A 23,127-nucleotide genomic window follows, 5' to 3' on the forward strand; every position below is an offset into this window, starting at 1 on the left:
TTGTTTGAGGAATTAACCATGGTTGCTGCATTGCTTGATCGTCTGGGTGTCGAACCGGCCTTGTACCAGAGCGGCACACAACCGGTGCATTCGCCCATCGACGGCAGTCGCATCGGCGCCGTGAACTGGGAGGGCGCCGCAGAGGTTGAGCAGCAGGTCAGCCGCGCCGAGCATGCGTTCGACCTGTGGCGCCAGGTGCCGGCCCCTCGCCGCGGCGAGTTGGTACGTCAATTTGGTGATCTGCTGCGCGAGTACAAGGCCGACCTCGGCGAGCTGGTGTCCTGGGAAGCCGGCAAGATCACCCAGGAAGGTTTGGGTGAAGTGCAAGAGATGATCGACATCTGCGACTTCGCAGTCGGTCTGTCCCGTCAGCTGTACGGCCTGACCATCGCCTCCGAGCGTCCGGGCCACCACATGCGTGAATCCTGGCATCCGCTGGGCGTGGTCGGCGTGATCAGCGCTTTCAACTTCCCCGTGGCGGTCTGGGCCTGGAACACCACGCTGGCCCTGGTTTGCGGCAATGCGGTGATCTGGAAACCCTCGGAAAAGACCCCGCTCACCGCCCTGGCCTGCCAGGCGTTGTTCGAACGTGTGCTGAAGAACTTCAGCGATGCGCCACCGTACCTCAGTCAAGTGATCATCGGCGGTCGCGATGCCGGCGAAGCGCTGGTGGACGATCCGCGCGTGGCGTTGATCAGCGCCACCGGCAGCACCCGCATGGGTCGTGAAGTGGCGCCGAAAGTCGCCGCGCGCTTTGCCCGCAGCATCCTCGAGCTGGGTGGCAACAATGCGATGATCCTGGCCCCCAGCGCCGATCTGGACATGGCCGTGCGCGCCATCCTGTTCAGCGCCGTCGGCACCGCCGGCCAACGTTGCACGACGCTGCGCCGCCTGATTGCCCATGAGTCAGTGAAAGAAGAGATCGTCAGCCGGCTCAAGGCCGCTTATTCGAAAGTGCGCATCGGCCATCCGCTGGAAGGCAACCTGGTCGGGCCGCTGATCGACAAGCAGAGCTTCGAAAACATGCAGGATGCACTGGAGCAGGCCTTGAGCGAAGGCGGGCGAGTATTTGGTGGCAAACGCCAGCTTGAAGACCAGTTCCCGAATGCCTACTACGTATCGCCGGCCATCGTCGAGATGCCGGAGCAGAGCGATGTGGTGTGCCACGAAACCTTCGCGCCGATCCTTTATGTGGTCGGCTACAAGGATTTTGCCCAGGCCCTGCAACTCAATAACGCGGTGCCTCAAGGCCTGTCGTCCTGCATCTTCACCACGGACGTGCGTGAAGCCGAGCAATTCATGTCAGCAGTGGGCAGCGACTGCGGCATCGCCAACGTCAACATCGGCCCGAGCGGCGCGGAAATCGGCGGCGCGTTCGGCGGCGAGAAAGAGACTGGCGGCGGACGTGAGTCAGGCTCCGATGCATGGCGCGGTTACATGCGTCGCCAGACCAACACCGTGAACTACTCGCTGGAGCTGCCGTTGGCGCAGGGGATTACCTTCGACTGAGGTCGTGTCAACGAGTGTCCCCTGTGGGAGCGAGCCTGCTCGCGATAGCGTCGGATCAGCCAACATGGATGTTGCAAGGTAAACCGCATCGCGAGCAGGCTCGCTCCCACCATGAGTTTATGTGCAGTGGTTGGGTTTCATTTCCGGAGTCTGGCAATGCCGTTACGCGAAGAATGTCTGTGGGAAAAACTGACGCCGCAAAGACCTGAAAATACCGCCCTCACCGGCGAAATCACGGTGGATGTCTGCGTGATCGGCGCAGGTTTTACCGGTTTGTCGGCGGCGGTGCATTTGCTCGAACAAGGCAAGCGCGTGGCTGTGCTGGAGGCCCATCGGGCCGGGCATGGTGGGTCGGGGCGCAATGTCGGATTGGTCAACGCCGGCTTGTGGATCCCGCCGGATGAGATAGAAGCCGGCTTCGGCGAAGCGGTGGGCAGCCAGCTCAATCGCATGCTCGGGGCGGCGCCGGCGCTGGTGTTCAGCCTCGTCGATAAATACAACATTGATTGCCAGCTGCGGCGCGAAGGCACGCTGCACATGGCTCACAACGCCAGGGGCGAAGCGGACCTGCGCAGTCGTGAAGAACAATGGAAGCGCCGTGGCGCCCCGGTGGAGTTGCTCACCGGCCAGGCGTGTACCCAGGCCACGGGCACCTCGAAAATCGCTGCGGCATTGCTCGACCGGCGTGCCGGCACGCTCAATCCGATGGCCTACACCAGTGGACTGGCCAAGGCTGCCGGCGACCTTGGTGGCCAGTTGTTTGATCATTCCCCCGTCACGCGCCTGGAACGCCAAGGGCAGCGCTGGTCGGTGCAAACTGCCCAGGGTTCGGTACTGGCCGAGCAAGTGGTGATCGCGTCCAATGCCTACACCGAAGGTGACTGGACGGAGCTGCGGCGCAATTTCTTTCCCGGTTACTACTATCAGGTTGCTTCCGCTCCGCTGACCGACGAAGCGGCGCAGCGCATCCTGCCAGGCGGCCAGGGCTCGTGGGACACCCGCCAGGTACTGAGCAGCATTCGTCGGGACAAGGACGGGCGTCTGTTGCTGGGCAGCCTGGGTAATGGCAATCGCAAACCCACCTGGTTCCTCAAGGCGTGGGCCGACCGGGTGCAACAGCACTATTTCCCTTACCTCAAGCCGGTGGAATGGGAATGCACCTGGACCGGGTGTATCGCCTTCACCCCCGATCACCTGATGCGCCTGTTCGAGCCGGCCCCCGGTCTGGTGGCCGTGACGGGTTACAACGGCCGCGGCGTGACGACTGGCACAGTAGTGGGCAAAGCCTTTGCCGACTATCTGTGTCACGGCGACGCCAGCGCGCTGCCGATTCCCTTCGCCGCCATGCGGCCACTGGCCGGGACAGGCTTGCGCAGCTGCTTGTATGAAGCGGGTTTTTCGCTGTATCACGCCGGCCAGTGCCTGCGAATTGTGATCTGAATGTTGAAAAATGTTGCCGCAGCGCTCGTTTTCCACCACAACGTCTAGCCTGTTATGGTGCGGGTTGTAGCAGTTGTGCACCGCCAGTGTGCAGTTCGGTGACGCGGGTTGTTACAGGTGGGTTGCACGTCGTTTCGTGTGATGGTTGCAATGATGGCTCAGGGAGGGTTGTACCCATTTGGTTCTATGGTTGTACCTTGTGCGGTTTAGACGGTTGCACGCCCAATAAAAAAGGGCTCGAAACAGTCGAAATAACAATAAAGCAGCGACTTTTTTAAGAATAAAAAACCGATGGCACGGCGCTTGCTCTGAGCTTTTCAGTGAAGTCGCAGTGCCAACTAAAAAAAACCTTGGAGCACCACCTCATGTCCCAGACGTTTTACAAGAAAGGCTTTCTGGCCCTCGCAGTGGCAGCTGCGCTGGGTGTTTCTGCGTTTGCTCAGGCCGACGTCAAGATCGGCGTAGCGGGTCCGATGACCGGTGCCAACGCGGCATTTGGCGAGCAGTACATGAAAGGCGCACAAGCGGCGGCAGACGAGATCAATGCCAAGGGTGGCGTGAACGGCGAGAAAATCGTTCTGGTGCAGGGCGATGACGCCTGCGAACCGAAGCAGGCCGTGGCCGTGGCCAACCGCTTTGTCGATCAGGACAAGGTTCTTGGCGTGGTCGGTCACTTCTGTTCCTCGTCCACCATCCCGGCGTCCGAGGTCTACGGCGATGCCGGCATCATCTCCATCACCCCTGGTTCCACCAACCCGCAGGTCACCGAGCGTGGCCTGAGCGCGATGTTCCGTATGTGCGGTCGTGACGACCAGCAGGGCATCGTCGCCGGCGACTACATCGTTGACGTGCTCAAGGGCAAGAAAGTCGTCGTCCTGCACGACAAGGACACCTACGGCCAGGGCCTGGCGGATGCTACCAAGGCGCAGTTGGCCAAGCGTGGCGTGGAGCCGGTGCTGTACGAAGGTCTGACCCGTGGCGAGAAAGACTTCAGCGCCGTGGTCACCAAGATCCGTTCGGCCGGTGCCGACGTGGTCTACTTCGGCGGTCTGCACCCGGAAGCCGGCCCACTGGTCCGCCAGTTGCGTGAGCAAGGCCTCAAGGACGTGAAATTCATGTCCGACGACGGCATCGTCACCGACGAACTGGTCACCACCGCCGGCGGCCCGCAATACGTGGATGGTGTGTACATGACCTTCGGCGCCGACCCACGCCTGCTGCCAGACAGCAAGGCCGTGGTGGACGCGTTCCGTGCCAAGGGCACCGAGCCGGAAGGCTACACCCTGTACGCCTACGCCTCGGTCCAGGCCTTGGCGGCCGGTTTCAACGGCGCCAAGAAAAATGACGGCGAAGCCGCGGCCGAATGGCTCAAGGCCAATCCGGTCCAGACCGTGATGGGCAAGAAGGAGTGGGACTCCAAGGGCGACCTGAAAGTCTCCGACTACGTGGTTTACCAGTGGGACAAGGACGGCAAATACCATCAGCTGGAAAAACAGAAGTGACATGAACGGCTGAATCGCCCGGCGCCCCTGGTGCCGGGCGGTTTACCCGTGTTCATGCAGTACCTGTCTTTTCTCCCGAGAGCTGCGCGCACATCGTGCAGCGTCGGCGGCTGAACCCCGGTCCGTCGCAGCGGTGTGCGTGCAGTCTCTCAAATGCGTGAGATTGCGTTATGGATGGTATTTTCCTGCAGCAACTGATCAATGGCCTGACCCTCGGGTCGGTCTATGGTCTGATCGCCATCGGCTACACAATGGTCTACGGCATCATCGGCATGATCAACTTCGCCCATGGCGAGGTTTACATGATCTCTGCGTACCTCGCGGCGATCAGTCTGGCTCTGCTGGCCTGGTTCGGTATCGAATCCTTCCCCCTCATGATTCTCGGCACGCTGGTGTTCACCGTGGTGGTGACCGGCGTCTACGGCTGGGTGATCGAGCGCGTCGCCTACAAACCCCTGCGTAACTCCACTCGCCTGGCACCGCTGATCAGTGCCATCGGCATTTCGCTGATCCTGCAGAACTATGCCCAGATCAGCCAGGGCGCTCGCCAACAGGGCGTGCCCACGTTGCTCGAAGGCGCCATGCGCGTGGACATCGGCAGCGGCTTCGTCCAGCTGACCTACACCAAGATCTTCATCCTGGTCGCCGCATTCGCCGGGATGGCCTTGCTGACCTACATCATCAAGTACACCAAGCTCGGCCGCATGTGCCGCGCGACCCAGCAAGACCGCAAGATGGCCTCCATCCTCGGGATCAACACCGACCGGGTGATTTCCTATGTGTTCGTCATCGGTGCGGCCATGGCGGCCCTGGCCGGTGTGCTGATCACCATGAACTACGGCACCTTCGACTTCTATGCCGGCTTCATCATCGGCATCAAGGCGTTCACCGCGGCCGTACTCGGCGGCATCGGTTCCCTGCCTGGGGCGATGCTGGGCGGGATCATCCTCGGCATCTCCGAGTCGCTGTTCGCCGGTCTGATCAACTCTGACTACAAAGACGTGTTCAGTTTCTCGCTGCTGGTGCTGATTCTGATTTTCCGTCCCCAAGGCCTGTTGGGTCGCCCACACGTGGCGAAGGTATAAGTATGTCTGCTGCCAATAAACCGATTGATATCAAAAAGAGCGTCATCGACGCGATCCTGGCCGGCCTGATCTCGCTGATCGTGTTCGGGCCGATTGTCGGCGTGGTGCTCGACGGCTACAGCTTCAACCTGCAACCGGCCCGCGTGGGCTGGCTGGTGGCGATCGTGATGGTCGGGCGCTTTGCCTTGAGCCTGTTTCTGCAAACCCCCAAGGGTCTGAAGATTCTCCAGGGGTTCGAAAGCACCAGCTCCGGCGTGCATGTGCTGCCGCCAGACTACAAGTCGCGCCTGCGCTGGATCATCCCGGCGTTGATCGTGATTGCCATCGTGTTCCCGTTTTTTGCCAACAAATACGTGCTCACGGTGGTCATCCTCGGGCTGATTTATGTATTGCTGGGCCTGGGCCTGAACATCGTGGTCGGCCTGGCCGGGCTGCTTGACCTGGGTTACGTGGCGTTCTATGCCATCGGCGCTTATGGCCTGGCGCTGGGTTACCAATACCTGGGCCTGGGGTTCTGGACGGTGCTGCCGCTGGCGGCGATTGCGGCGGCGATGGCCGGGTGCATATTGGGATTCCCGGTGTTGCGAATGCACGGTGACTACCTGGCCATCGTGACCCTGGGTTTTGGCGAGATCATCCGGCTGGTGCTCAACAACTGGCTGTCGTTTACCGGCGGGCCGAATGGCATGCCGGTGCCGTCGCCGACCTTCTTCGGCCTGGAGTTCGGCCGGCGAGCGAAGGAGGGCGGGGTGCCGTTCCACGAGTTCTTCGGCATGGCCTACAACCCCAACGTCAAATTCCTGTTCATCTACATCGTCCTGTTCATCACCGTGCTGCTGGTGCTCTACGTCAAGCATCGCCTGACCCGCATGCCGGTCGGTCGCGCCTGGGAAGCCTTGCGCGAAGACGAGATCGCCTGCCGCTCCATGGGCCTGAACCATGTGCTGGTCAAGCTCTCGGCGTTCACCATTGGTGCTTCCACGGCGGGCCTGGCAGGCGTGTTCTTTGCCAGTTACCAGGGCTTCGTCAACCCCTCGTCGTTCACCTTCTTCGAGTCGGCGCTGATTCTGGCGATCGTGGTACTGGGCGGCATGGGGTCGACAGTGGGCGTGGTCATCGCTGCATTTGTCCTCACCGTGGCGCCGGAGTTGCTGCGCAGCTTCTCGGAATACCGGGTGCTGCTGTTCGGCGTGCTGATGGTGTTGATGATGATCTGGCGCCCGCGCGGCCTGATTCGCATCAGTCGTACCGGGGTGACGCCGCGTAAGGGAGTAGCGCCATGAGCGAAGTCGTGCTTACCGTTGAAAACCTGATGATGCAATTCGGTGGGATCAAGGCCCTCAGCGACGTCAGCCTGCAAGTCAAGCGCAACTCGATCTTCGCCCTGATCGGCCCCAACGGTGCGGGCAAGACCACGGTGTTCAACTGCCTGACCGGTTTCTACAAGGCCACAGGCGGCAAAATCGAGCTCAATGTGCGCGGCGAGCGGACCGATGTCATCAAGCTGTTGGGCGAACCGTTTCGTCCCACTGACTTCGTGTCCCCCAAATCCTTCGCCAGCCGGGTGTTCTACAAGATGTTCGGCGGCACCCACCTGGTGAACCGTGCAGGCCTGGCGCGGACCTTCCAGAACATTCGCCTGTTCAAGGAAATGTCCGTGCTGGAGAACCTGTTGGTGGCTCAGCACATGTGGGTCAATCGCAGTCTGGTGGCGGGCGTGCTCAACACCAAGGGTTACCGCCAGGCAGAAAGCGATGCCCTGGACCACGCCTTCTACTGGCTGGAAGTGGTGGACCTGGTGGATTGCGCCAACCGGCTGGCGGGCGAACTTTCCTATGGCCAGCAACGGCGCTTGGAAATTGCCCGGGCCATGTGCACCCGCCCGCAGATCATCTGTCTCGACGAACCGGCCGCCGGCCTAAACCCTCAGGAAACCGAAGCGCTGAGCGCGATGATCCGGCTGCTGCGCGACGAGCACGATCTGACCGTGGTGCTGATCGAACACGACATGGGCATGGTAATGAGCATTTCCGACCACATCGTGGTGCTGGACCACGGCAACGTGATCGCCGAGGGCGGTCCCGAGGCGATTCGCAACGATCCGAAGGTGATCGCGGCCTACCTGGGTGCCGATGAAGAGGAGCTGGTATGAGTGGACCTATCCTCGAACTCAAGGAGCTGGACGTATTCTATGGGCCGATCCAGGCCCTGAAAAAAGTCTCGATGCACATTGGGGAAGGTGAAACCGTCAGCCTGATTGGCTCCAACGGTGCCGGCAAGTCCACGTTGCTGATGTCGATTTTCGGCCAGCCGCGGGCGGCGAGTGGGCAGATTATCTACCAGGGCGTGGACATCACGCACAAGTCGTCCCACTACATCGCCTCCAACGGCATCGCGCAATCGCCGGAAGGACGGCGGGTATTCCCTGACATGACCGTTGAGGAAAACCTGTTGATGGGCACCATTCCCATCGGTGACAAGCACGCCAGCGAAGACATGCAGCGCATGTTCGAGCTGTTCCCGCGGCTCAAGGAGCGGCGCAACCAGCGGGCCATGACCATGTCCGGCGGCGAGCAGCAGATGCTCGCCATCGCCCGGGCGCTGATGAGCCGGCCCAAATTGTTGCTGCTCGATGAACCCAGCCTGGGACTGGCGCCGATCGTGGTCAAACAGATCTTCGCCACCTTGCGGGAGCTGGCGTCCACCGGCATGACGATCTTTCTGGTGGAGCAGAACGCCAACCACGCCCTCAGGCTGTCGGACCGGGCCTATGTGATGGTCAACGGTGAAATCCGCCTGACCGGCACCGGCAAGGAACTGCTGGTCAACGAAGAGGTGCGCAACGCGTATCTGGGCGGCCATTGACACAAGGCCAGCCATGAAAAAACCGGCGATTGAATCGCCGGTTTTTTTATCTTTCAAATCCACCACCCATCCCCTTGTGGGAGCGAGCCTGCTCGCGATGGCGCCGGACCATCCAACCTCTTTATATCGGACATGACCCTATCGCGAGCAGGCTCGCTCCCACAGGGTTTGGCGCTGTGCCCGAGAATTGTGGACAACAATCCTGAGCCCCTGCGAAACCGCGACATAAAGTCGCCGCAAACAGTTGTTTTGTCACGGTTTTGACTTGTCCCCGTTTGCTGTGGAACCGGCTGTGGGTAAGGTGGGAGTAGCTGGCTGCAAGCCTCTGAATACGTGGCTTTCAGGCGTGTGGTTGTTTTTTGATCAGAGGATTTCGGTCAAGCGGGTACGAGGGTTGTCAACACTTTTATGAGGGTCGCCAAAGGCTTGGAAATCTGTGCGCAAGCCTGTGGATAAGTCTGTGATTAAACTCTGGAAAGACCGCGCTGAGGGCCGAATTTGCTGGCTTGAAGCCATCGTTCTTTTTACCGTCGGCTTATAGCAGATAAGTCGATCTGCACAACCTGCATTGCAGGGTCAAGGGAAAAAATTTTCCAAATCCCTCGCAAAGCCTTATGCACAGCGGCTTGGGGAGTTTGCACTTGCCCCCGATTGCTGTGGACCCGCCTGTGGATAAGGTGCGGGCAACCGCCTGTGGCCCTTGTTTCATAAGGCCTGGCGCCGATTGGTTGTTTTATGAGCAATGCTCGAATGAAACCTCGCTTCCAGAAGTCTTGCCCATGCTGTGCCAGGCCGGGCATGCTGTGGGCCGATTTCCATTCATTGGCTGTTTTGAGCCCCAAGGAGAACACGATGTCCAACACCCTGTTTATTACCGGCGCAACGTCCGGTTTCGGTGAAGCCTGTGCCCGTCGTTTTGCCGAAGCAGGCTGGAAACTGGTGCTGACCGGTCGTCGTGAAGAACGCCTCACTGCCCTGTGCGCCGAGTTGTCGAAGCAGACTGAAGTCCATGGTCTGGTGCTTGATGTGCGTGACCGCACAGCCATGGAGGAGGCGATCGCCAACCTGCCACCGTCCTTCGCCAAGTTGCGGGGCTTGATCAACAACGCCGGTCTGGCGCTGGGCGTTGATCCTGCGCCCAAGTGCGACCTCGATGACTGGGACACGATGGTCGATACCAACGTGAAAGGTTTGATCTACAGCACCCGCCTGCTGTTGCCGCGGCTGATCGCTCATGGCCGTGGTGCCGGGATCGTCAACCTGGGGTCCATCGCCGGCAACTATCCGTACCCAGGCAGCCACGTGTACGGGGCGAGCAAGGCGTTCGTCAAACAGTTCTCCCTGAACCTGCGTTGCGATCTGCAAGGCACTGGCGTGCGGGTAAGCAACATCGAGCCGGGTCTGTGCGAGAGCGAGTTTTCCCTGGTGCGCTTTGCGGGTGATCAGGAACGCTACAACGCGACCTATGCCGGGGCCGAGCCGATCCAGCCGCAGGATATCGCCGACACCATTTTCTGGGTGCTCAACACACCGGCCCACATCAACATCAACAGCCTGGAATTGATGCCTGTGAGCCAGACCTGGGCCGGGTTTGCCATTGAGCGCAACAAGGCGTAAGACCGCGTTATCGTTCATCGCGGGCAAGCCTTGCTCCCACAGAGTTGGCTCATCTATGGGGCAAGCCTTGCTCCCAAAGAGTTGACTCATCTATGGGGGCAAGGTCGGCCAAATGTCTGTGGGAGCAAGGCTTGCCCGCGATAGCGATTTACCGGTCAGGCCAGATAATCAGCCAGCCCGCGATAGCAGGTCAGCAGGTGATACGGCGTGGTCGATGGCATGTCCTGGCGGCTGACAGTGCCGTCGGCGTCCAGGCATTCGTTCCAGCCTTTGGCATGCAGGAAGTGCTGCTGCAACGCCTGTAGTTGATGCAGCAATGCGCCCTGATTGCCCGGGCGTAATGTCAGTGCCCGCAAATATTCCGCCTGAGCCCAGATGCGCTGGGTGGCGTCCCGCGGTACCTGTGATCCCAGACTCAGCATGGCGCACACCGCCCCGGACTGCGGGCTCACGCCTTGCTGTTCGGTACGGCTGAAGCTGCTCTCAAGGGCTGTGTGCAACTTGCCGCCGCGCAACAGGGGCGATGAGGCCAGCAAGTAATACCACTCGAACTGATGGCCTGGCTCAAACCAGTTATCCACAGCCTTGACCGGTTTCTCCATCATGACGCGCTGCTGCGGGTCGATGAAGTGCTTGAACATGGCATCGCACAGGGCCAGCAATGCCTGGCGCACGTTGATGTCGTCGCGAACCGAGAGGGTGGCGAGGAAGGCTTCGGCCAGGTGCATCAACGGGTTTTGCAGCGGGCCGGATGCGCGGGTCGACCAATCGCGTCCCAGGCTGGCCTCGTAAAGGCCGTCTCCGGTCGCAAAGCGCCGGGCGATGACTTCCAGGGCCGCGTTGAGTACCGACTCCACCAGCGGCTCGCGGACCTTGCTCCAGTAGTGGGCACAGGCAAACAGGATGAAAGCGTGGGTGTAGAGGTCTTTGCCGGTGTCCAGCGGTACGCCTTGGGGGTCAATGCTGTAGAACCAGCCACCATGTTCGCCATCATGGAAGTGCCGCTGCAGGGAGCGGAACAGTGCGCCAGCCCGTTCTTCGGCCTGTGGCGCTTCGCCGATCAGGCTGGCGAACACGTATAGCTGTCGCGCACAGGCCATCGCCCGGTAGCGCTGGGGCTCGAGCGGCTTGTGCCGGGTATCGAGGGATTCATAGGGCAGCGCCAGCTCGGCATTCCATCCCGGGCCTTGCCACATCGGCACGATCACGTCGTGAAAGTGCTGACGTACCGTGGCGAACAGGGCAGTCAGTTCAGGTGCAGGAGCGGGGCGGGAAGCATCGGGCATTGGTGGACGTCGTCACGGCTGGAGGGGTGATTGCGCGACATGGTAGCAGAGTGGCAAGTTCGAGAGAGACGAGGCCTTCCAGTCCGTCATCGCGAGCAGGCTCGCTCCCACATTTATTGGCGTACGCCATACCCTGTGGGAGCGAGCCTGCTCGCGATTAGCCTTGATGGGTGCTGAAAATCAACCCGCCAACAACCACACTCCAGCCGCCGCCGAACCCGCTCCGGCCAGACGCACCAGAGGGGCGGCCGCTCGTGGCAAGACGCGAACCACGGCGTAGCCTGCGCCATGCAACGCCGCCGTCGCCGCGACAAAACCGGCCGCATAAGCCCAAGGGCTTGTCATGTCCGGCAGTTCCAGACCATGGGCCACGCCATGGAACAGCGCGAACACCGCCGTCGCGCCAATCGCCAGGCTCAGCGGCGGGCGCACTGCCAGTGCCACCGCCAGGCCCAAGGCCAGCACCGAGGCGGCAATCCCGCTTTCCAGCGCAGGCAGGTCCAGGCCTTCAAAGCCCAGCAAACCGCCAATCAGCATGCTGACGACGAAGGTGCACGGCAGCGCCCAGCGCGCCGCGCCTTGTTGTTGGGCGGCCCACAAGCCAACCGCCAGCATGGCCAGCAGATGATCCAGCCCGCCGATGGGGTGACCGAGGCCGGCCATCAGGCCGTTATCGCCATGGCCAGGGTGAGCAAAGACCAAGGCCGGGGTCAGCAACAGGGCGAGGGCGCCAAGCAGGCGTTTGAATGTCATGGATAAGCTTCCTTGTTGAGCGTGTGAACAGTTGAAGTTGAAAATCAGGCGGCGGTCAGCAGGCCCTGGCGTTCGATGAAGGCGATGATCTGCTCCAGGCCCTGGCCGGTTTTCTGGTTGCTGAACACGAACGGCTTGCCGTTGCGCATCCGACGGGTGTCGCTGTCCATCATTTCCAGGGACGCACCCACCAGTGGCGCCAGGTCGATTTTGTTGATCACCAGCAGGTCGGATTTACAGATGCCCGGCCCGCCTTTGCGCGGCAGCTTGTCGCCGGCCGAGACATCGATCACATAAATGGTCAGGTCCGAAAGCTCTGGGCTGAAGGTCGCCGAAAGGTTATCGCCGCCCGATTCCACCAGGATCAGATCCAGCCCCGGAAACCGTCGGTTCAATTGATCCACGGCCTCAAGGTTGATCGAGGCGTCTTCGCGGATCGCCGTGTGCGGGCAACCGCCGGTTTCCACGCCGATGATCCGCTCCGGCGCCAAGGCTTCGTTACGCACCAGAAAATCGGCATCTTCACGGGTGTAGATGTCGTTGGTGACCACCGCCAGGTTGTAGCGTTCACGCAGGGCCAGGCACAGGGCCAGGGTCAGGGCGGTTTTGCCGGAGCCTACCGGGCCGCCGATACCGACGCGCAGAGGTTGTGTATTCATGAGGGTCTCCTAGGAACGGAACAGGCGGCTGTACTGGCGCTCATGGGCCATGCACGCCAGGGACAGGCCAAACGTGGCGCTGCCGTAATGGTCGGGATCAATGTTCGAGGCGTTGTGTTGAGCCTGTTGCAGCAGTGGCAGCAGTTCGCTGGTCAGGCGCTGGGCGGCTTGCTGGCCCAGGGGCAGGGTCTTCATCAGGACGGCCAACTGGTTTTCCAGCCAGCTCCATAACCAGGCGGCCAGGGCGTCCTGGGGGCTGATGTTCCAGGCGCGGGCGGCCAAGGCCCAGCCCAGGGCCAGGTGCGGTTCAGTACGTTGTTCAAGAAAGCGCCGTGCCGCGGCATCGAGTTCCGGCAGGCCGCCCAGCAACTGCTGCAACGAATAACCCATCTGCCGACTTTCCTGATGCAGCTCGCGGGTTTCCCGGCTGGCGCGGTGTTCCTCGCAGTGTTGCAGCAAGGCGTCCCAGTCGTCGGCGGCGGCGGCGGTGCAGTGGGCCAGTAGCAAAGGCGCCTCGAAGCGTGCCAGGTTCAACAGCAACTGATCGCTGATCCAGCGACGGGCGTCGTCGCAGGTTTTGACCTGGCCGTTATCCACTGCCATCTCCAATCCCTGGGAATAGCTGTAGCCGCCGATCGGCAATTGCGGGCTGGCCAGACGCAGCAGCGCCCACGCCGGGTTCATGTGCGTACGCCGAACTGATGCAGGCGTGGCGCGTAGTTGAAATCTTCGTCGCCGTGTCGGGAATGATGATGGCCGCCGCCATACGCGCCGTGTTCCGGTTGGAACGGAGCCTCTATGTTTTCGGCACTGGCACCCAGTTGCTCGAGCATCGCCTTGAGCACGTAATCGTCCAGCAGGCGCAGCCAGCCATCGCCCACTTGCAGGGCGACATGGCGATTGCCCAGGTGATAGGCCGCGCGGGTCAGTTCAAATGCATTGGCGCAGGTGACATGCAGCAATTGTTCGGGGCGGGCGCAGACGCGCACGATGCGTCCGTCTTCAGCTTGCAGGCATTCGCCGTCGTATAACGGCGGCTGACCTCGCTCAAGGAACAACCCCACATCTTCACCCTCGGCACTGAAACAGCGCAGGCGGCTTTTGCTGCGGGCGTCGAAGGTCAGGTGCAGCTCGGCGTCCCAGCGGGGTTGAGTGTCGATTCTGCGGTGAATCACCAGCATCGGAGTGCTTCCAGCAATGAACGGTGCTGTGTTTAGAGCAAGGGGCTTGCCAATCGAAGAAGGTGTAGGAAATAGCTGGGATGGCGTTTCAGGATGGGGCGGATTGCGTGCCGTTATGGTGCGCTTGTCGATATCGCGCACCATTTTGCAGCTTTCGCGAAACACTGTGGGAGCGAGCCTGCTCGCGATATCAGTGCATCAGAAAATCAACGCTGACTGACCCACCGCTATCGCGAGCAGGCTCGCTCCCACAAAGGAAACGTCTCGGTGGCTACTCGGTACTGCCCAGCCCTTGCCAATGTTTGAGGCCAATAAAGATGAACCGCAGTTGCTGGGTAATCTTCGCCTGGGGCGTGAGGTGTTCGGGGAGAGCGTGAGCGGGTGGGTCGATAATGTCAGGCAGGGTGGCGAACACGCTTTTGACGATCAGGTCGGCCATTACGCTCAAAGCGGCAAGGTCCAGGTGCTGCAACTTGGGCATCAATGCCAGGTCGGCGGCCAGGTCCGAGCTGATGCCTTCACGCAGACAGGCGATGGCCTTGCGCACGGGCAGCGAGCCGCCGTATTGCTCACGGGCCAAAAACAGGAATTGCGAACGGTTGGCTTGGACCACGTCGAGGAAAATACGCACGGAGGCATCAATGATGCCGCCCATGACGAATTCGTTGTGGCGTACCAGCCGGATCGTTTCGCGAAAGGTCTGACCGACTTCGCTGACCAGAGCCAGGCCCAGTTGGTCCATGTCGTCGAAATGCCGGTAGAACCCGGTGGGTACGATGCCGGCGGTCCTGGCGACTTCGCGCAGGCTCAGGCTGCCGAACCCTCGGCCGCACTCCATCAAATGACGGGCTGCATCCATCAAGGCATTGCGGGTCTGTTGTTTCTGTTCGGCGCGGGGCAGCATCGCAGGGCTGACTTCTGATTCACGGAAGCGACGCACTCTAGCAAATCGGCTTTGCCGACGTCGAACGGTAGAGGGGGATATAGCGGGGAAAACGAGGTTCTCGGAAAGTCAAAAGCCCGATTGCAGGAATCGGGCTTTTTTCCAGGCCACCATGGGCTCAGCTCACTGCGCTGTTGCGTTCGATCACACGGTCACCACCACCTTCGGCAATGGCGCCCTGTGGGGTGCGCTCGTAGCCACCTTCAACCAGGCCTTTTTCTTCCAGGCGGTCACGGCCACCTTCAGCGACTTCCTGACCCTGAGGGGTACGTTCGTAGCCACCTTCAGCCACTTCCTGGCCCTGAGGGGTACGTTCGTAGCCGCCTTCGGCTACTTCTTGACCTTGAGGGGTACGTTCGTAGCCGCCTTCAGCTACTTCTTGACCTTGAGGGGTACGTTCGTAGCCGCCTTCAGCCACTTCCTGACCTTGACGGGTCTGGTCGAAGCCATCTTCAGCAACGGTCTGGCTATAGACCGAACGGCTGTCTTTAACCTGCGGCGTGGCTTGTTCGGAGGCTGGCAGTGCGAAAGCAGTGGAGGCCAGCATTGAAAGGGTGAGGCTCATCAGTAATTGGCGTTTCATGATCATTGCTCCTTGGGAGGGCGATAAAGTGGGTACGGAGGCAATGCTACTCTCGATAAGTCGATATAAAAGTTCATAAAGGCAATGGTAATAATCAACGGAATTGATTGTTCTGTGGAAAGGCTCTAGAACGGGCCTTTGCGAGGCGTGGTTTTGCACCGCAGTGGGTATTTTGTACCCATTGATGCCACGCAAAAGTGCGGGGGCGGTAACAGGTAGTTGGCGGTTTGGTCAGGATTTTTTCAGTTTTTTGTACCGCCCGTCGCCCAAAGTGTTAAACCAGTTGGCCGTATCGCCAGTCCTACTCTTCACAACGAGCCGATTACAGGCTCGTGTTTCCAAGGCGTCGCCGTCCGGACGCAGATTTGTCATCAGGAGCCTTGTGCATGACGCGCACCTCAAAAATCTTCGCCTGGACCTTCGCCAGCCTTGTTTTCCTGCTGGCCGTATTGGTGCTGGTCATCGCGTTCTTCGATTGGAACCGGATAAAGCCGCCGCTCAATGCCAAGGTTTCCGAAGAGTTGCATCGCCCGTTCGCCATCAATGGCAACCTGGCGGTGGTCTGGCAGCGCGAACCGCTGGAAGGCGGCTGGCGGGCCTGGGTGCCGTGGCCCCATGTGGTGGCCGAAGACTTGAGCCTGGGCAACCCGGACTGGTCGAAAACTGCGCAAATGGTCACGCTCAAGCGCGTCGAATTACGCATTTCGCCCCTGGCCTTGCTGGCCCGGCGAGTGGCAATTCCCCGCATCGACCTGACCGAGCCCGACGCCAACCTGCAACGCCTGGCCGATGGTCGCGCCAACTGGACGTTCGAGTTCGATCCGAAAGACCCCGACGCCGAGCCGTCCAGCTGGGTCGTGGACATTGGTACCATCGGCTTTGACAAAGGCCATGTCACTATTGATGACCAGACGCTGAAAACCCGCCTGGACCTGTTGATCGACCCGTTGGGCAAACCCATCCCGTTCAGCGATATCGTCGGCGACAATGCTGCGAAAAAAGCCCGGGACGCAGGTGCGGCTCCCCAGGATTATGCGTTTGCCTTCAAGGTCAACGGCCAGTACCACGGGCAGAACCTGGCAGGCTCCGGCAAGGTCGGTGGCCTGTTGGCTCTGCAGGATGCCTCGCAACCTTTTCCGTTGCAGGCTCAGGCGAAGATCGGTGATACCCGTGTCGAACTGGCCGGCACGCTGACCGACCCGATGAACCTGGGGGCGCTGGATCTGCGCTTGAAGCTGGCCGGGAACAGCCTGGCCAATCTTTATCCGCTGACCGGCGTGACCCTGCCGGATTCGCCGCCCTATTCCACCGATGGCCGCCTGATCGCCAAACTCCACGAGCCCGGCGGGGCACTGTTTCGTTATGAGGCCTTCAACGGCAAGATCGGCGATAGCGATATTCACGGTGACCTGGCCTACGTTGCCAGCCAGCCGCGGCCAAAACTCAGTGGCGCGCTGGTGTCCAATCAACTGTTGTTCAGCGACCTGGCCCCCCTGATCGGCGCCGATTCCAACGCCGAACAAAAGGCCCGAGGCGGCGCGAGCAAACAGCCGTCCGACAAAGTGCTGCCCGTGGAAGAGTTTCGTACCGAGCGCTGGGGCGTGATGGATGCCGATGTGGAGTTCACTGGCAAACGAATCGTCCACAGTGAGCAGTTACCGTTCACCGACCTTTACACGCATCTGGTGCTCAACGACGGCCAACTAAGCCTTGAGCCCCTGCGCTTCGGTGTGGCCGGTGGCCGGCTCGACGCGCAGATCCGCCTCAACGGCCGCACCCGGCCCCTTGAGGGACAGGCGAAGCTGACGGCGCGGGGTTTCAAGCTCAAGGAGTTGTTCCCCGGTTTCGCGCCGATGAAAACCAGCTTCGGTGAGCTGAACGGCGATGCCGATATCACCGGCCGTGGCAATTCGGTGGCGGCGTTGCTGGGCACCTCCAACGGCACGTTGAAAATGCTCATCAACGACGGCGCCATCAGTCGGGAGCTGATGGAACTGGCGGGGCTGAACGTCGGTAACTATGTGGTGGGGAAAATCTTTGGCGACGAGGAAGTGAAGATCAACTGCGCGGCGGCGGACTTCGACATCAAGACCGGCCTGGCGACCACTCGCCTGTTCGTGTTCGACACGGCGAACGCGATCATTTATGTCGATGGCACGGCGAACATGGCCACCGAACAACTGGACCTGACCATCACTCCGGAGTCCAAGGGCTGGCGCTTGATTTCCCTGCGCTCGCCCTTGTACGTGCGCGGCACCTTCGCCAAGCCCGCGGCGGGCGTCAAGGCCGTGCCGTTGATGCTGCGTGGGGCCGGGATGGTGGCGCTGGGCGTCATTGCCGCGCCGGCGGCCGGGTTGTTGGCCCTGGTTGCGCCCAGCGGTGGCGAGCCGAACCAGTGTGCGCCGTTGCTGGAGCAGATGAAGGCCGGCAAGGCACCGGTGACGGTCAAACCAACCCGCTAGCCAGGCTTTGCGGTGAGGTTACTGGCCCCATCGCGAGTAGGCTCGCTCCCACATCGACCGCGACAGGACACGATTCAATGGGGGAGCGAGCCTGCTCGCGATAGCGGTATTACAAATCGGCCAGGATGTCGGCCATGTCATCGGCATGCTCTTCTTCCTGAGCCAGGATGTCTTCGAAGATTCGCCGGGTGGTCGGGTCCTTTTCGCCGATGTACTGGATGATTTCCCGGTAGCTGTCGATGGCGATCCGTTCGGCGACCAGGTCTTCGTAGACCATTTCCTTGAGGGTGTTCCCCGCCACGTACTGGGCGTGGGAGTTACGGGTTAACAGGTCGGGGTTGAACTCCGGCTCGCCGCCCAACTGCACAATGCGCTCAGCGAGCTTGTCGGCGTGTTCGGCTTCCTGGTTGGCGTGTTCGAGAAACTCGCTGGCCGCCACGCTGGTCTTGAGGCCGGTGGCCATGAAGTAGTGGCGCTTGTAGCGCAGCACGCACACCAGCTCCGTGGCCAGCGCTTCATTGAGCAGGCGAATGACTTCCGGTCGATCGGCGCTGTAGCCCTCGGTCACCGCGCCGTTCTGCACGTTCTGCCGTGCCCGTTCGCGCAGGGTGGTTACATCGGATAGGTGCATGTCACTCATAGCATTCTCCTGGAGGCTGATCCGGTAGGGCGTCACGCTCTGTTGGCGTGATCGCTCTAAATCTGAGTGACGCGATCCTCGAAAAGTTTTACCGAATTTTTCAGTGCATGAGCGGACTGCCGCGCCTCTTCCTCCAGCCACTGGAAGAATGCCCGCACCGGCGGATGGCGTTCACGGCCTGGAACGCACAGGGCACTGTAGCCAGCGCCGTTGACCTGAATCTGCGGCCGATAAGCCACCAACAGGCCACTGGCGAGGCTTTCGGAAGCGAGGATGTTGCTCGCCAGTACCAGGCCTTGCCCGGCTATCGCCGCTTGCAGGGCGTAATGCTCCTCATCGTACTCGCGCATGCAAGGTTGCCGGGCCAGCCAGGTTTCGCCGGCCTGAGCGCACCAGGCTTCCCAGCCATGGGCATACAGTTTGGAATTGTGCCAGCGCACGCTGATCAGCGTGGGCTGCCTCTGCGCGGCCAGGGCCACTTGTTCCGGCGAGCCGTACACGCCGAAGTGTTCATCGAAAAGGCACAGGCCGTACAGGTTCGGGTAGCTGTCCAGGCTGTAGCGCACCACCAGATCGACGCTGGCGTCCTGATGCAGATCGACCACTTCGCAGTGGGTGTCCAGGCGCACGTTGATATTCGGATGACGCGCATAAAACCGGCCCAGGCGCGGCACCAGCCACAGGGTGGCAAACGCTGCGGTGGTGGACAGTGTCAGGTGAGTGTTGGTGCGTTGCGGGCGCAGGGTGTCGACGCTTTGCGCCACTTCCAGCAGGGCCCCGTGCAGGCTGTGGAACAAGCGTTGGCCGCCGTCGGTGAGCCGCACCTGGCGCGGCTGGCGTTCGAACAGCTGCACACCTAGCCAGGTTTCCAGGGCGCGGATCTGATGGGAAACCGCTGTGGGTGTCACCGACAGCTCCGCCGCCGCAGCCTTGAAGCTGAGCAGCCGTGCGGCAGACTCAAAGGCCCGCAGTGCGTTGAGGGGCAGCGTGGCAAACATTACTGATCTCCTGAAGTGCCATGGGTGAAATTAACTCATCTTGCGTGACGAGCCCTCATTTGCCCGACTACAGCGTTGGATATCAAGCTTGAAGCCGAAAAGTTCTATTGATTGTAGTCGCAACCCAAGGAGATTCAGATGAGTAAAATTCTTGTCGTGCATGGCAGCCCTCGTGGCGAGCGTTCTCACTCCCGACGCCTGACCGAAAGCTTTGTCTCGGCCTGGCAGGCGGCCCATCCGCACTCCCAGCTGAGCCGGCGCGAAGTGGGGCGCACCGTGATTCCTCCGGTCAACGAAGCGTTCATCGCGGCGGCGTTCTACCCCGAACCGCAAGCCCGACCGTTGACCATGCAGGCGGATCTGGCACTCAGTGATGCATTGGTGACGGAATTGCAGGCCCATGATCGGTTGGTCATCTCCGCGCCCATGCACAACTTCAGCGTGCCCAGCGGTGTAAAAGCCTGGATCGACCAGATCGTGCGGATCGGGCTGACGTTCAACCACAGCCTGGATAACGGTGTGTCGCAGTACGAACCGCTGGTACTGGGCAAGAAAGCGCTGATCGTGACCAGTCGTGGCGACTTCGGTTTCGGGCCGGGTGGTCAGCTTGAAGGGATGAACCACGCCGACACGCTGCTGCGCACCGTGCTGGGTTTTATCGGTATCACCGATGTGACGGTGGTTGCCGCCGAAGGTGAGGAGTCGGCTGAGCGCAGTTTCGCCCAATCCTGTGCCGAGGCCGAGCAACGCTTGCTGGGGTTGGCGCAGACGTTCTGATGGCGCGGGTGTCATAGACTGGTCATCATCGATACCGATGCTGACCACCTATTGATCAAGGATGTCGCCATGTCACAACAGTGCGCCACTCGTTACCCGCTGGTGCTGGTCCCCGGAATGCTCGGGTTCATTCGTCTGGTGCTGTATCCGTATTGGTACGGGATCGTCTCGGCGTTGCGCCGGGGTGGGGCAGTGGTGGTTGCTGTGCAGGTGTCACCGCTGCACTCATCCGAGGTGCGCGGCGAGCAGTTGCTCGCGCGGATCGAGGAGATCCTCACGCAAACCGGTGCGCAGAAGGTCAACCTGATCGGCCACAGCCAGGGCGCCCTCACGGCACGCTACGCGGCGGCCAAGCGCCCGGACCTGGTGGCATCGGTCACTTCGGTGGCCGGCACCAACCATGGGTCCGAGCTGGCTGATTACCTGCAGGCCCATTACCCGGCCAACAGCGCCAAGGGTCGCCTGCTCAGTGCTTTGCTGCGGTTGATCGGCGCCCTGATGAGCCTGCTGGAAACCGGTTATCGCGGGCCCCGGTTGCCGGTGGATATCCAGGCGTCCCACGCCTCTCTCACTACCGCGGGCGTGGCCCTGTTCAACCAGCAATATCCCCAGGGCCTGCCAGAAACGTGGGGCGGGAACGGACCGGAAGTGGTCAATGGCGTGCGTTATTACTCCTGGTCCGGAACCTTGCAGCCAGGCAAGACCAACAGGGGGCGTAACCTGTTTGATGGCACCCACCGGAGCTGCCGGCTGTTCGCCCGCACTTTCGTGCGTGAGGCCGGGCAGTGCGACGGCATGGTCGGGCGTTACAGCTCGCATTTGGGCACGGTGATCGGCGATGACTATCCGCTGGATCACTTCGATATCATCAACCAGTCGCTGGGGCTGGTGGGCAAGGGCGCCGAGCCGGTTCGCTTGTTCGTCGAGCATGCGCAGCGGTTGAAGGCTGCCGGCGTGTAGGGCTTCAGGTCGGGTTGTCCGTCATCGCGAGCAGGCTCGCTCCCACATTCGGATTGGGTTTCTTCTGGCGGAGTGCGGTCAACTGTGGGAGCGAGCCTGCTCGCGATGACGGTCAATCAGGCACGGAAATTCGCGCAGATGAAGGTGTAACAGGCGTTGTCTACACTGCACCTCATCGCCGTACCCATCGTGCGGCAGCCAGGAGAAAACATCATGAAGATGCTGCGTGTTCCTTTGTTGGTGATCGGGTTGCTGCTGTCTTCCCAGGGTTTCGCCGCCACGGCCCAACAGAACAAGATGACCACCTGCAATGCCGACGCCACCGCCAAGGCCCTCAAGGGAGACGAGCGCAAAGCCTTCATGAGCAACTGCCTCAAGGCCACCCCCGTCGATGCCAGCACCCCGCAGGAACGCATGAAAACCTGCAACGCCACGGCCACGACCCAGGCACTGAAAGGCGATGCGCGTAAAGCGTTCATGAGTGAGTGTCTGAAGAAAAAATAACCGCCGGGATTTTTTCAGACGGTGAAGGCCTCATCGCGAGCAGGCTCGCTCCCACAGTTGATTTGCACTGCCCGGTCCATTGTGGGAGCGAGCCTGCTCGCGATGGGGCCGGCAAAGGCGCTACAAAAAAACACCTGCACTGTGATCGAGGTCAGCCGATACAATCCCTAGTGCTGTTGGTGGAACGCTGGCAGACTGCCGATCCTTTCACGCCGTTTTGTTCTGAGGCTGTATGCCAACGTTTTCTCAGCGTCATGTCTTGTTGGTGATCAGTTGGGTGATCATTTTTGGTGGGTTGTTGCTGGTGCTGCCACTGCGCCTGTTGCCGAGCCTTTTGGCCGGTTTGCTGGTGTTCGAGCTGGTCAACATGCTCACCCCGCAGTTGCAACGGCTGATCGAGGGCCGGCGGGCCCGCTGGTTGGCGGTGGCGCTGCTGGGCACGCTGGTGGTCAGTGTGCTGTCGTTGATTTTCGCCGGGGCCTTCAGTTTCCTGCTCCATGAGGCGGAAAACCCTGGCGCATCCCTGGACATGTTCATGACGGTGGTCGACCGCGCCCGGGGGCAGTTGCCACCGTTCATCGACGCCTACCTGCCGGCCAGCGCGGCCGAGTTTCGGGTGGCCATTGGCGACTGGATGAGCAAGCACCTGAGCGAGCTGCAGTTGGTGGGCAAGGATGCGGCCCACATGTTCGTGACGTTGTTGATCGGCATGGTCCTGGGGGCTATCGTCGCCCTGCAGCGCATCCCCGACCTGACCAAGCGCAAGCCCCTGGCGGCGGCGCTGTTCGACCGTCTGAGCCTGTTGGTCAAGGCGTTCCGCAACATTGTGTTCGCCCAGATCAAGATTTCCCTGCTCAACACCTTCTTCACCGGGATTTTCCTGGCGGTGGTGCTGCCGCTGTTCGGCATCCACCTGCCGCTGACCAAGACCCTGATCGTCATGACGTTCCTGTTGGGGCTGCTGCCGGTCATTGGCAACCTGATGTCCAACACCCTGATCACCATCGTCGCCTTGTCGCTGTCGATCTGGGTGGCAATGGCGGCGCTGGGTTACCTGATCGTGATCCACAAGCTCGAATACTTCCTCAATGCCCGCATCGTCGGTGGGCAGATCAGCGCCAAGTCCTGGGAATTGCTCATGGCGATGCTGGTGTTCGAAGCGGCGTTCGGCCTGCCGGGCGTGGTGGCGGGGCCGATTTATTATGCTTACTTGAAGAGTGAGTTGAAGCAGGTGGGGATGGTTTGATCTGATCGGCGTCGCCTGTTCTGACGCCATCGCGAGCAGGCTCGCTCCCACCGTTGAGCGAGTTCCTTCAGAGGGAATGCGGTTCAATGTGGGAGCGAGCCTGCTCGCGATAGATGC

Annotated in this window: 22 protein-coding genes; 13 read left to right on the forward strand and 9 right to left on the reverse strand. The window is 61.0% G+C overall.

Annotated features, from left to right (window positions below; translation table 11 throughout):
- Positions 1 to 18: 18 nt before the first annotated feature.
- From amaB to AC3I65_RS02340, 8 genes are all read left to right on the forward strand, one after another.
- Complete coding sequence (gene amaB / locus AC3I65_RS02305; protein ID WP_047227333.1) at positions 19 to 1,509, forward strand: L-piperidine-6-carboxylate dehydrogenase; 1,491 nt, start codon at positions 19 to 21, stop codon at positions 1,507 to 1,509.
- Between the two features lie 156 nt (positions 1,510 to 1,665).
- Entirely contained in the window at positions 1,666 to 2,949 is a 1,284-nt protein-coding gene (gene amaA / locus AC3I65_RS02310; RefSeq protein WP_488523432.1) for an L-pipecolate oxidase, read from the forward strand.
- Between the two features lie 365 nt (positions 2,950 to 3,314).
- Positions 3,315 to 4,451 (forward strand): branched-chain amino acid ABC transporter substrate-binding protein, encoded by a 1,137-nt coding sequence (locus tag AC3I65_RS02315; RefSeq protein WP_047227335.1) that lies wholly within the window; start codon positions 3,315 to 3,317, stop codon positions 4,449 to 4,451.
- A gap of 170 nt (positions 4,452 to 4,621) precedes the next feature.
- A complete protein-coding gene (locus AC3I65_RS02320; RefSeq protein WP_047227336.1) occupies positions 4,622 to 5,536 on the forward strand; it encodes an ABC transporter permease subunit in 915 nt (304 codons plus the stop codon).
- A 2-nt stretch (positions 5,537 to 5,538) separates the two neighbouring features.
- Entirely contained in the window at positions 5,539 to 6,819 is a 1,281-nt protein-coding gene (gene livM, locus AC3I65_RS02325; protein WP_076382888.1) for a high-affinity branched-chain amino acid ABC transporter permease LivM, read from the forward strand.
- Complete coding sequence (locus tag AC3I65_RS02330; protein WP_047227338.1) at positions 6,816 to 7,688, forward strand: ABC transporter ATP-binding protein; 873 nt, start codon at positions 6,816 to 6,818, stop codon at positions 7,686 to 7,688. The genes livM and AC3I65_RS02330 overlap by 4 nt, the downstream gene beginning before the upstream one ends.
- Positions 7,685 to 8,401 carry an ABC transporter ATP-binding protein gene (locus AC3I65_RS02335; RefSeq protein ID WP_076382886.1) on the forward strand — a complete coding sequence of 239 codons (717 nt, stop codon included), beginning with the start codon at positions 7,685 to 7,687 and terminating at the stop codon, positions 8,399 to 8,401. The genes AC3I65_RS02330 and AC3I65_RS02335 overlap by 4 nt, the downstream gene beginning before the upstream one ends.
- An 852-nt stretch (positions 8,402 to 9,253) precedes the next feature.
- The gene (locus AC3I65_RS02340; RefSeq protein WP_047227340.1) at positions 9,254 to 10,018 is read left to right on the forward strand and encodes an SDR family oxidoreductase; all 765 of its coding nucleotides are present in this window, start codon (positions 9,254 to 9,256) and stop codon (positions 10,016 to 10,018) included.
- 155 nt (positions 10,019 to 10,173) lie between these two features.
- Here the strand turns inward: AC3I65_RS02340 and AC3I65_RS02345 are convergent, their stop codons facing one another.
- From AC3I65_RS02345 to AC3I65_RS02375, 7 genes are all read right to left on the reverse strand, one after another.
- Complete coding sequence (locus AC3I65_RS02345) at positions 10,174 to 11,304, reverse strand: AGE family epimerase/isomerase (protein WP_448693281.1); 1,131 nt, start codon at positions 11,302 to 11,304, stop codon at positions 10,174 to 10,176.
- Between the two features lie 180 nt (positions 11,305 to 11,484).
- The gene (locus tag AC3I65_RS02350) at positions 11,485 to 12,057 is read right to left on the reverse strand and encodes a HupE/UreJ family protein (protein WP_488523433.1); all 573 of its coding nucleotides are present in this window, start codon (positions 12,055 to 12,057) and stop codon (positions 11,485 to 11,487) included.
- Between the two features lie 44 nt (positions 12,058 to 12,101).
- Positions 12,102 to 12,716: an urease accessory protein UreG gene (gene ureG / locus AC3I65_RS02355; protein ID WP_047227343.1), complete on the reverse strand. Its 615-nt coding sequence runs from the start codon at positions 12,714 to 12,716 to the stop codon at positions 12,102 to 12,104.
- Between the two features lie 9 nt (positions 12,717 to 12,725).
- Entirely contained in the window at positions 12,726 to 13,400 is a 675-nt protein-coding gene (locus AC3I65_RS02360) for an urease accessory protein UreF (RefSeq protein WP_076382884.1), read from the reverse strand.
- Entirely contained in the window at positions 13,397 to 13,897 is a 501-nt protein-coding gene (ureE, locus tag AC3I65_RS02365) for an urease accessory protein UreE (protein WP_047227345.1), read from the reverse strand. The genes AC3I65_RS02360 and ureE overlap by 4 nt, the downstream gene beginning before the upstream one ends.
- 271 nt (positions 13,898 to 14,168) lie before the next feature.
- The gene (locus AC3I65_RS02370) at positions 14,169 to 14,801 is read right to left on the reverse strand and encodes a TetR family transcriptional regulator (RefSeq protein WP_047227346.1); all 633 of its coding nucleotides are present in this window, start codon (positions 14,799 to 14,801) and stop codon (positions 14,169 to 14,171) included.
- 157 nt (positions 14,802 to 14,958) lie between these two features.
- Entirely contained in the window at positions 14,959 to 15,423 is a 465-nt protein-coding gene (locus AC3I65_RS02375) for a hypothetical protein (RefSeq protein WP_047227347.1), read from the reverse strand.
- A 386-nt stretch (positions 15,424 to 15,809) separates the two neighbouring features.
- Here AC3I65_RS02375 and AC3I65_RS02380 point away from each other — a divergent pair, with 386 nt between their 5' ends.
- On the forward strand, positions 15,810 to 17,885 hold the full coding sequence (locus tag AC3I65_RS02380) for an AsmA family protein (RefSeq protein WP_076382880.1): 2,076 nt from the start codon (positions 15,810 to 15,812) through the stop codon (positions 17,883 to 17,885).
- A 109-nt stretch (positions 17,886 to 17,994) separates the two neighbouring features.
- Here AC3I65_RS02380 and AC3I65_RS02385 read toward each other — a convergent pair whose 3' ends face one another.
- Complete coding sequence (locus AC3I65_RS02385; protein WP_488523434.1) at positions 17,995 to 18,525, reverse strand: ferritin-like domain-containing protein; 531 nt, start codon at positions 18,523 to 18,525, stop codon at positions 17,995 to 17,997.
- A 56-nt stretch (positions 18,526 to 18,581) separates the two neighbouring features.
- Positions 18,582 to 19,523 carry a LysR substrate-binding domain-containing protein gene (locus AC3I65_RS02390; protein ID WP_047227350.1) on the reverse strand — a complete coding sequence of 314 codons (942 nt, stop codon included), beginning with the start codon at positions 19,521 to 19,523 and terminating at the stop codon, positions 18,582 to 18,584.
- A 138-nt stretch (positions 19,524 to 19,661) separates the two neighbouring features.
- Between AC3I65_RS02390 and AC3I65_RS02395 the strand changes: the two genes are divergently transcribed.
- The 4 genes from AC3I65_RS02395 to AC3I65_RS02410 all read left to right on the forward strand — a co-directional run bounded on the left by AC3I65_RS02395 (position 19,662) and on the right by AC3I65_RS02410 (position 23,010).
- Complete coding sequence (locus tag AC3I65_RS02395) at positions 19,662 to 20,300, forward strand: FMN-dependent NADH-azoreductase (protein WP_047227351.1); 639 nt, start codon at positions 19,662 to 19,664, stop codon at positions 20,298 to 20,300.
- A 69-nt stretch (positions 20,301 to 20,369) separates the two neighbouring features.
- Entirely contained in the window at positions 20,370 to 21,260 is an 891-nt protein-coding gene (locus AC3I65_RS02400; protein WP_047227352.1) for an esterase/lipase family protein, read from the forward strand.
- Positions 21,261 to 21,473: 213 nt separating this feature from the next.
- Positions 21,474 to 21,764, forward strand: coding sequence for a PsiF family protein (locus AC3I65_RS02405; RefSeq protein ID WP_047227353.1), 291 nt, complete (start codon positions 21,474 to 21,476; stop codon positions 21,762 to 21,764).
- Between the two features lie 232 nt (positions 21,765 to 21,996).
- Positions 21,997 to 23,010 carry an AI-2E family transporter gene (locus AC3I65_RS02410; protein WP_047227354.1) on the forward strand — a complete coding sequence of 338 codons (1,014 nt, stop codon included), beginning with the start codon at positions 21,997 to 21,999 and terminating at the stop codon, positions 23,008 to 23,010.
- Positions 23,011 to 23,127 lie beyond the last annotated feature (117 nt).

Source organism: Pseudomonas sp. N-1-13 (assembly GCF_057787095.1).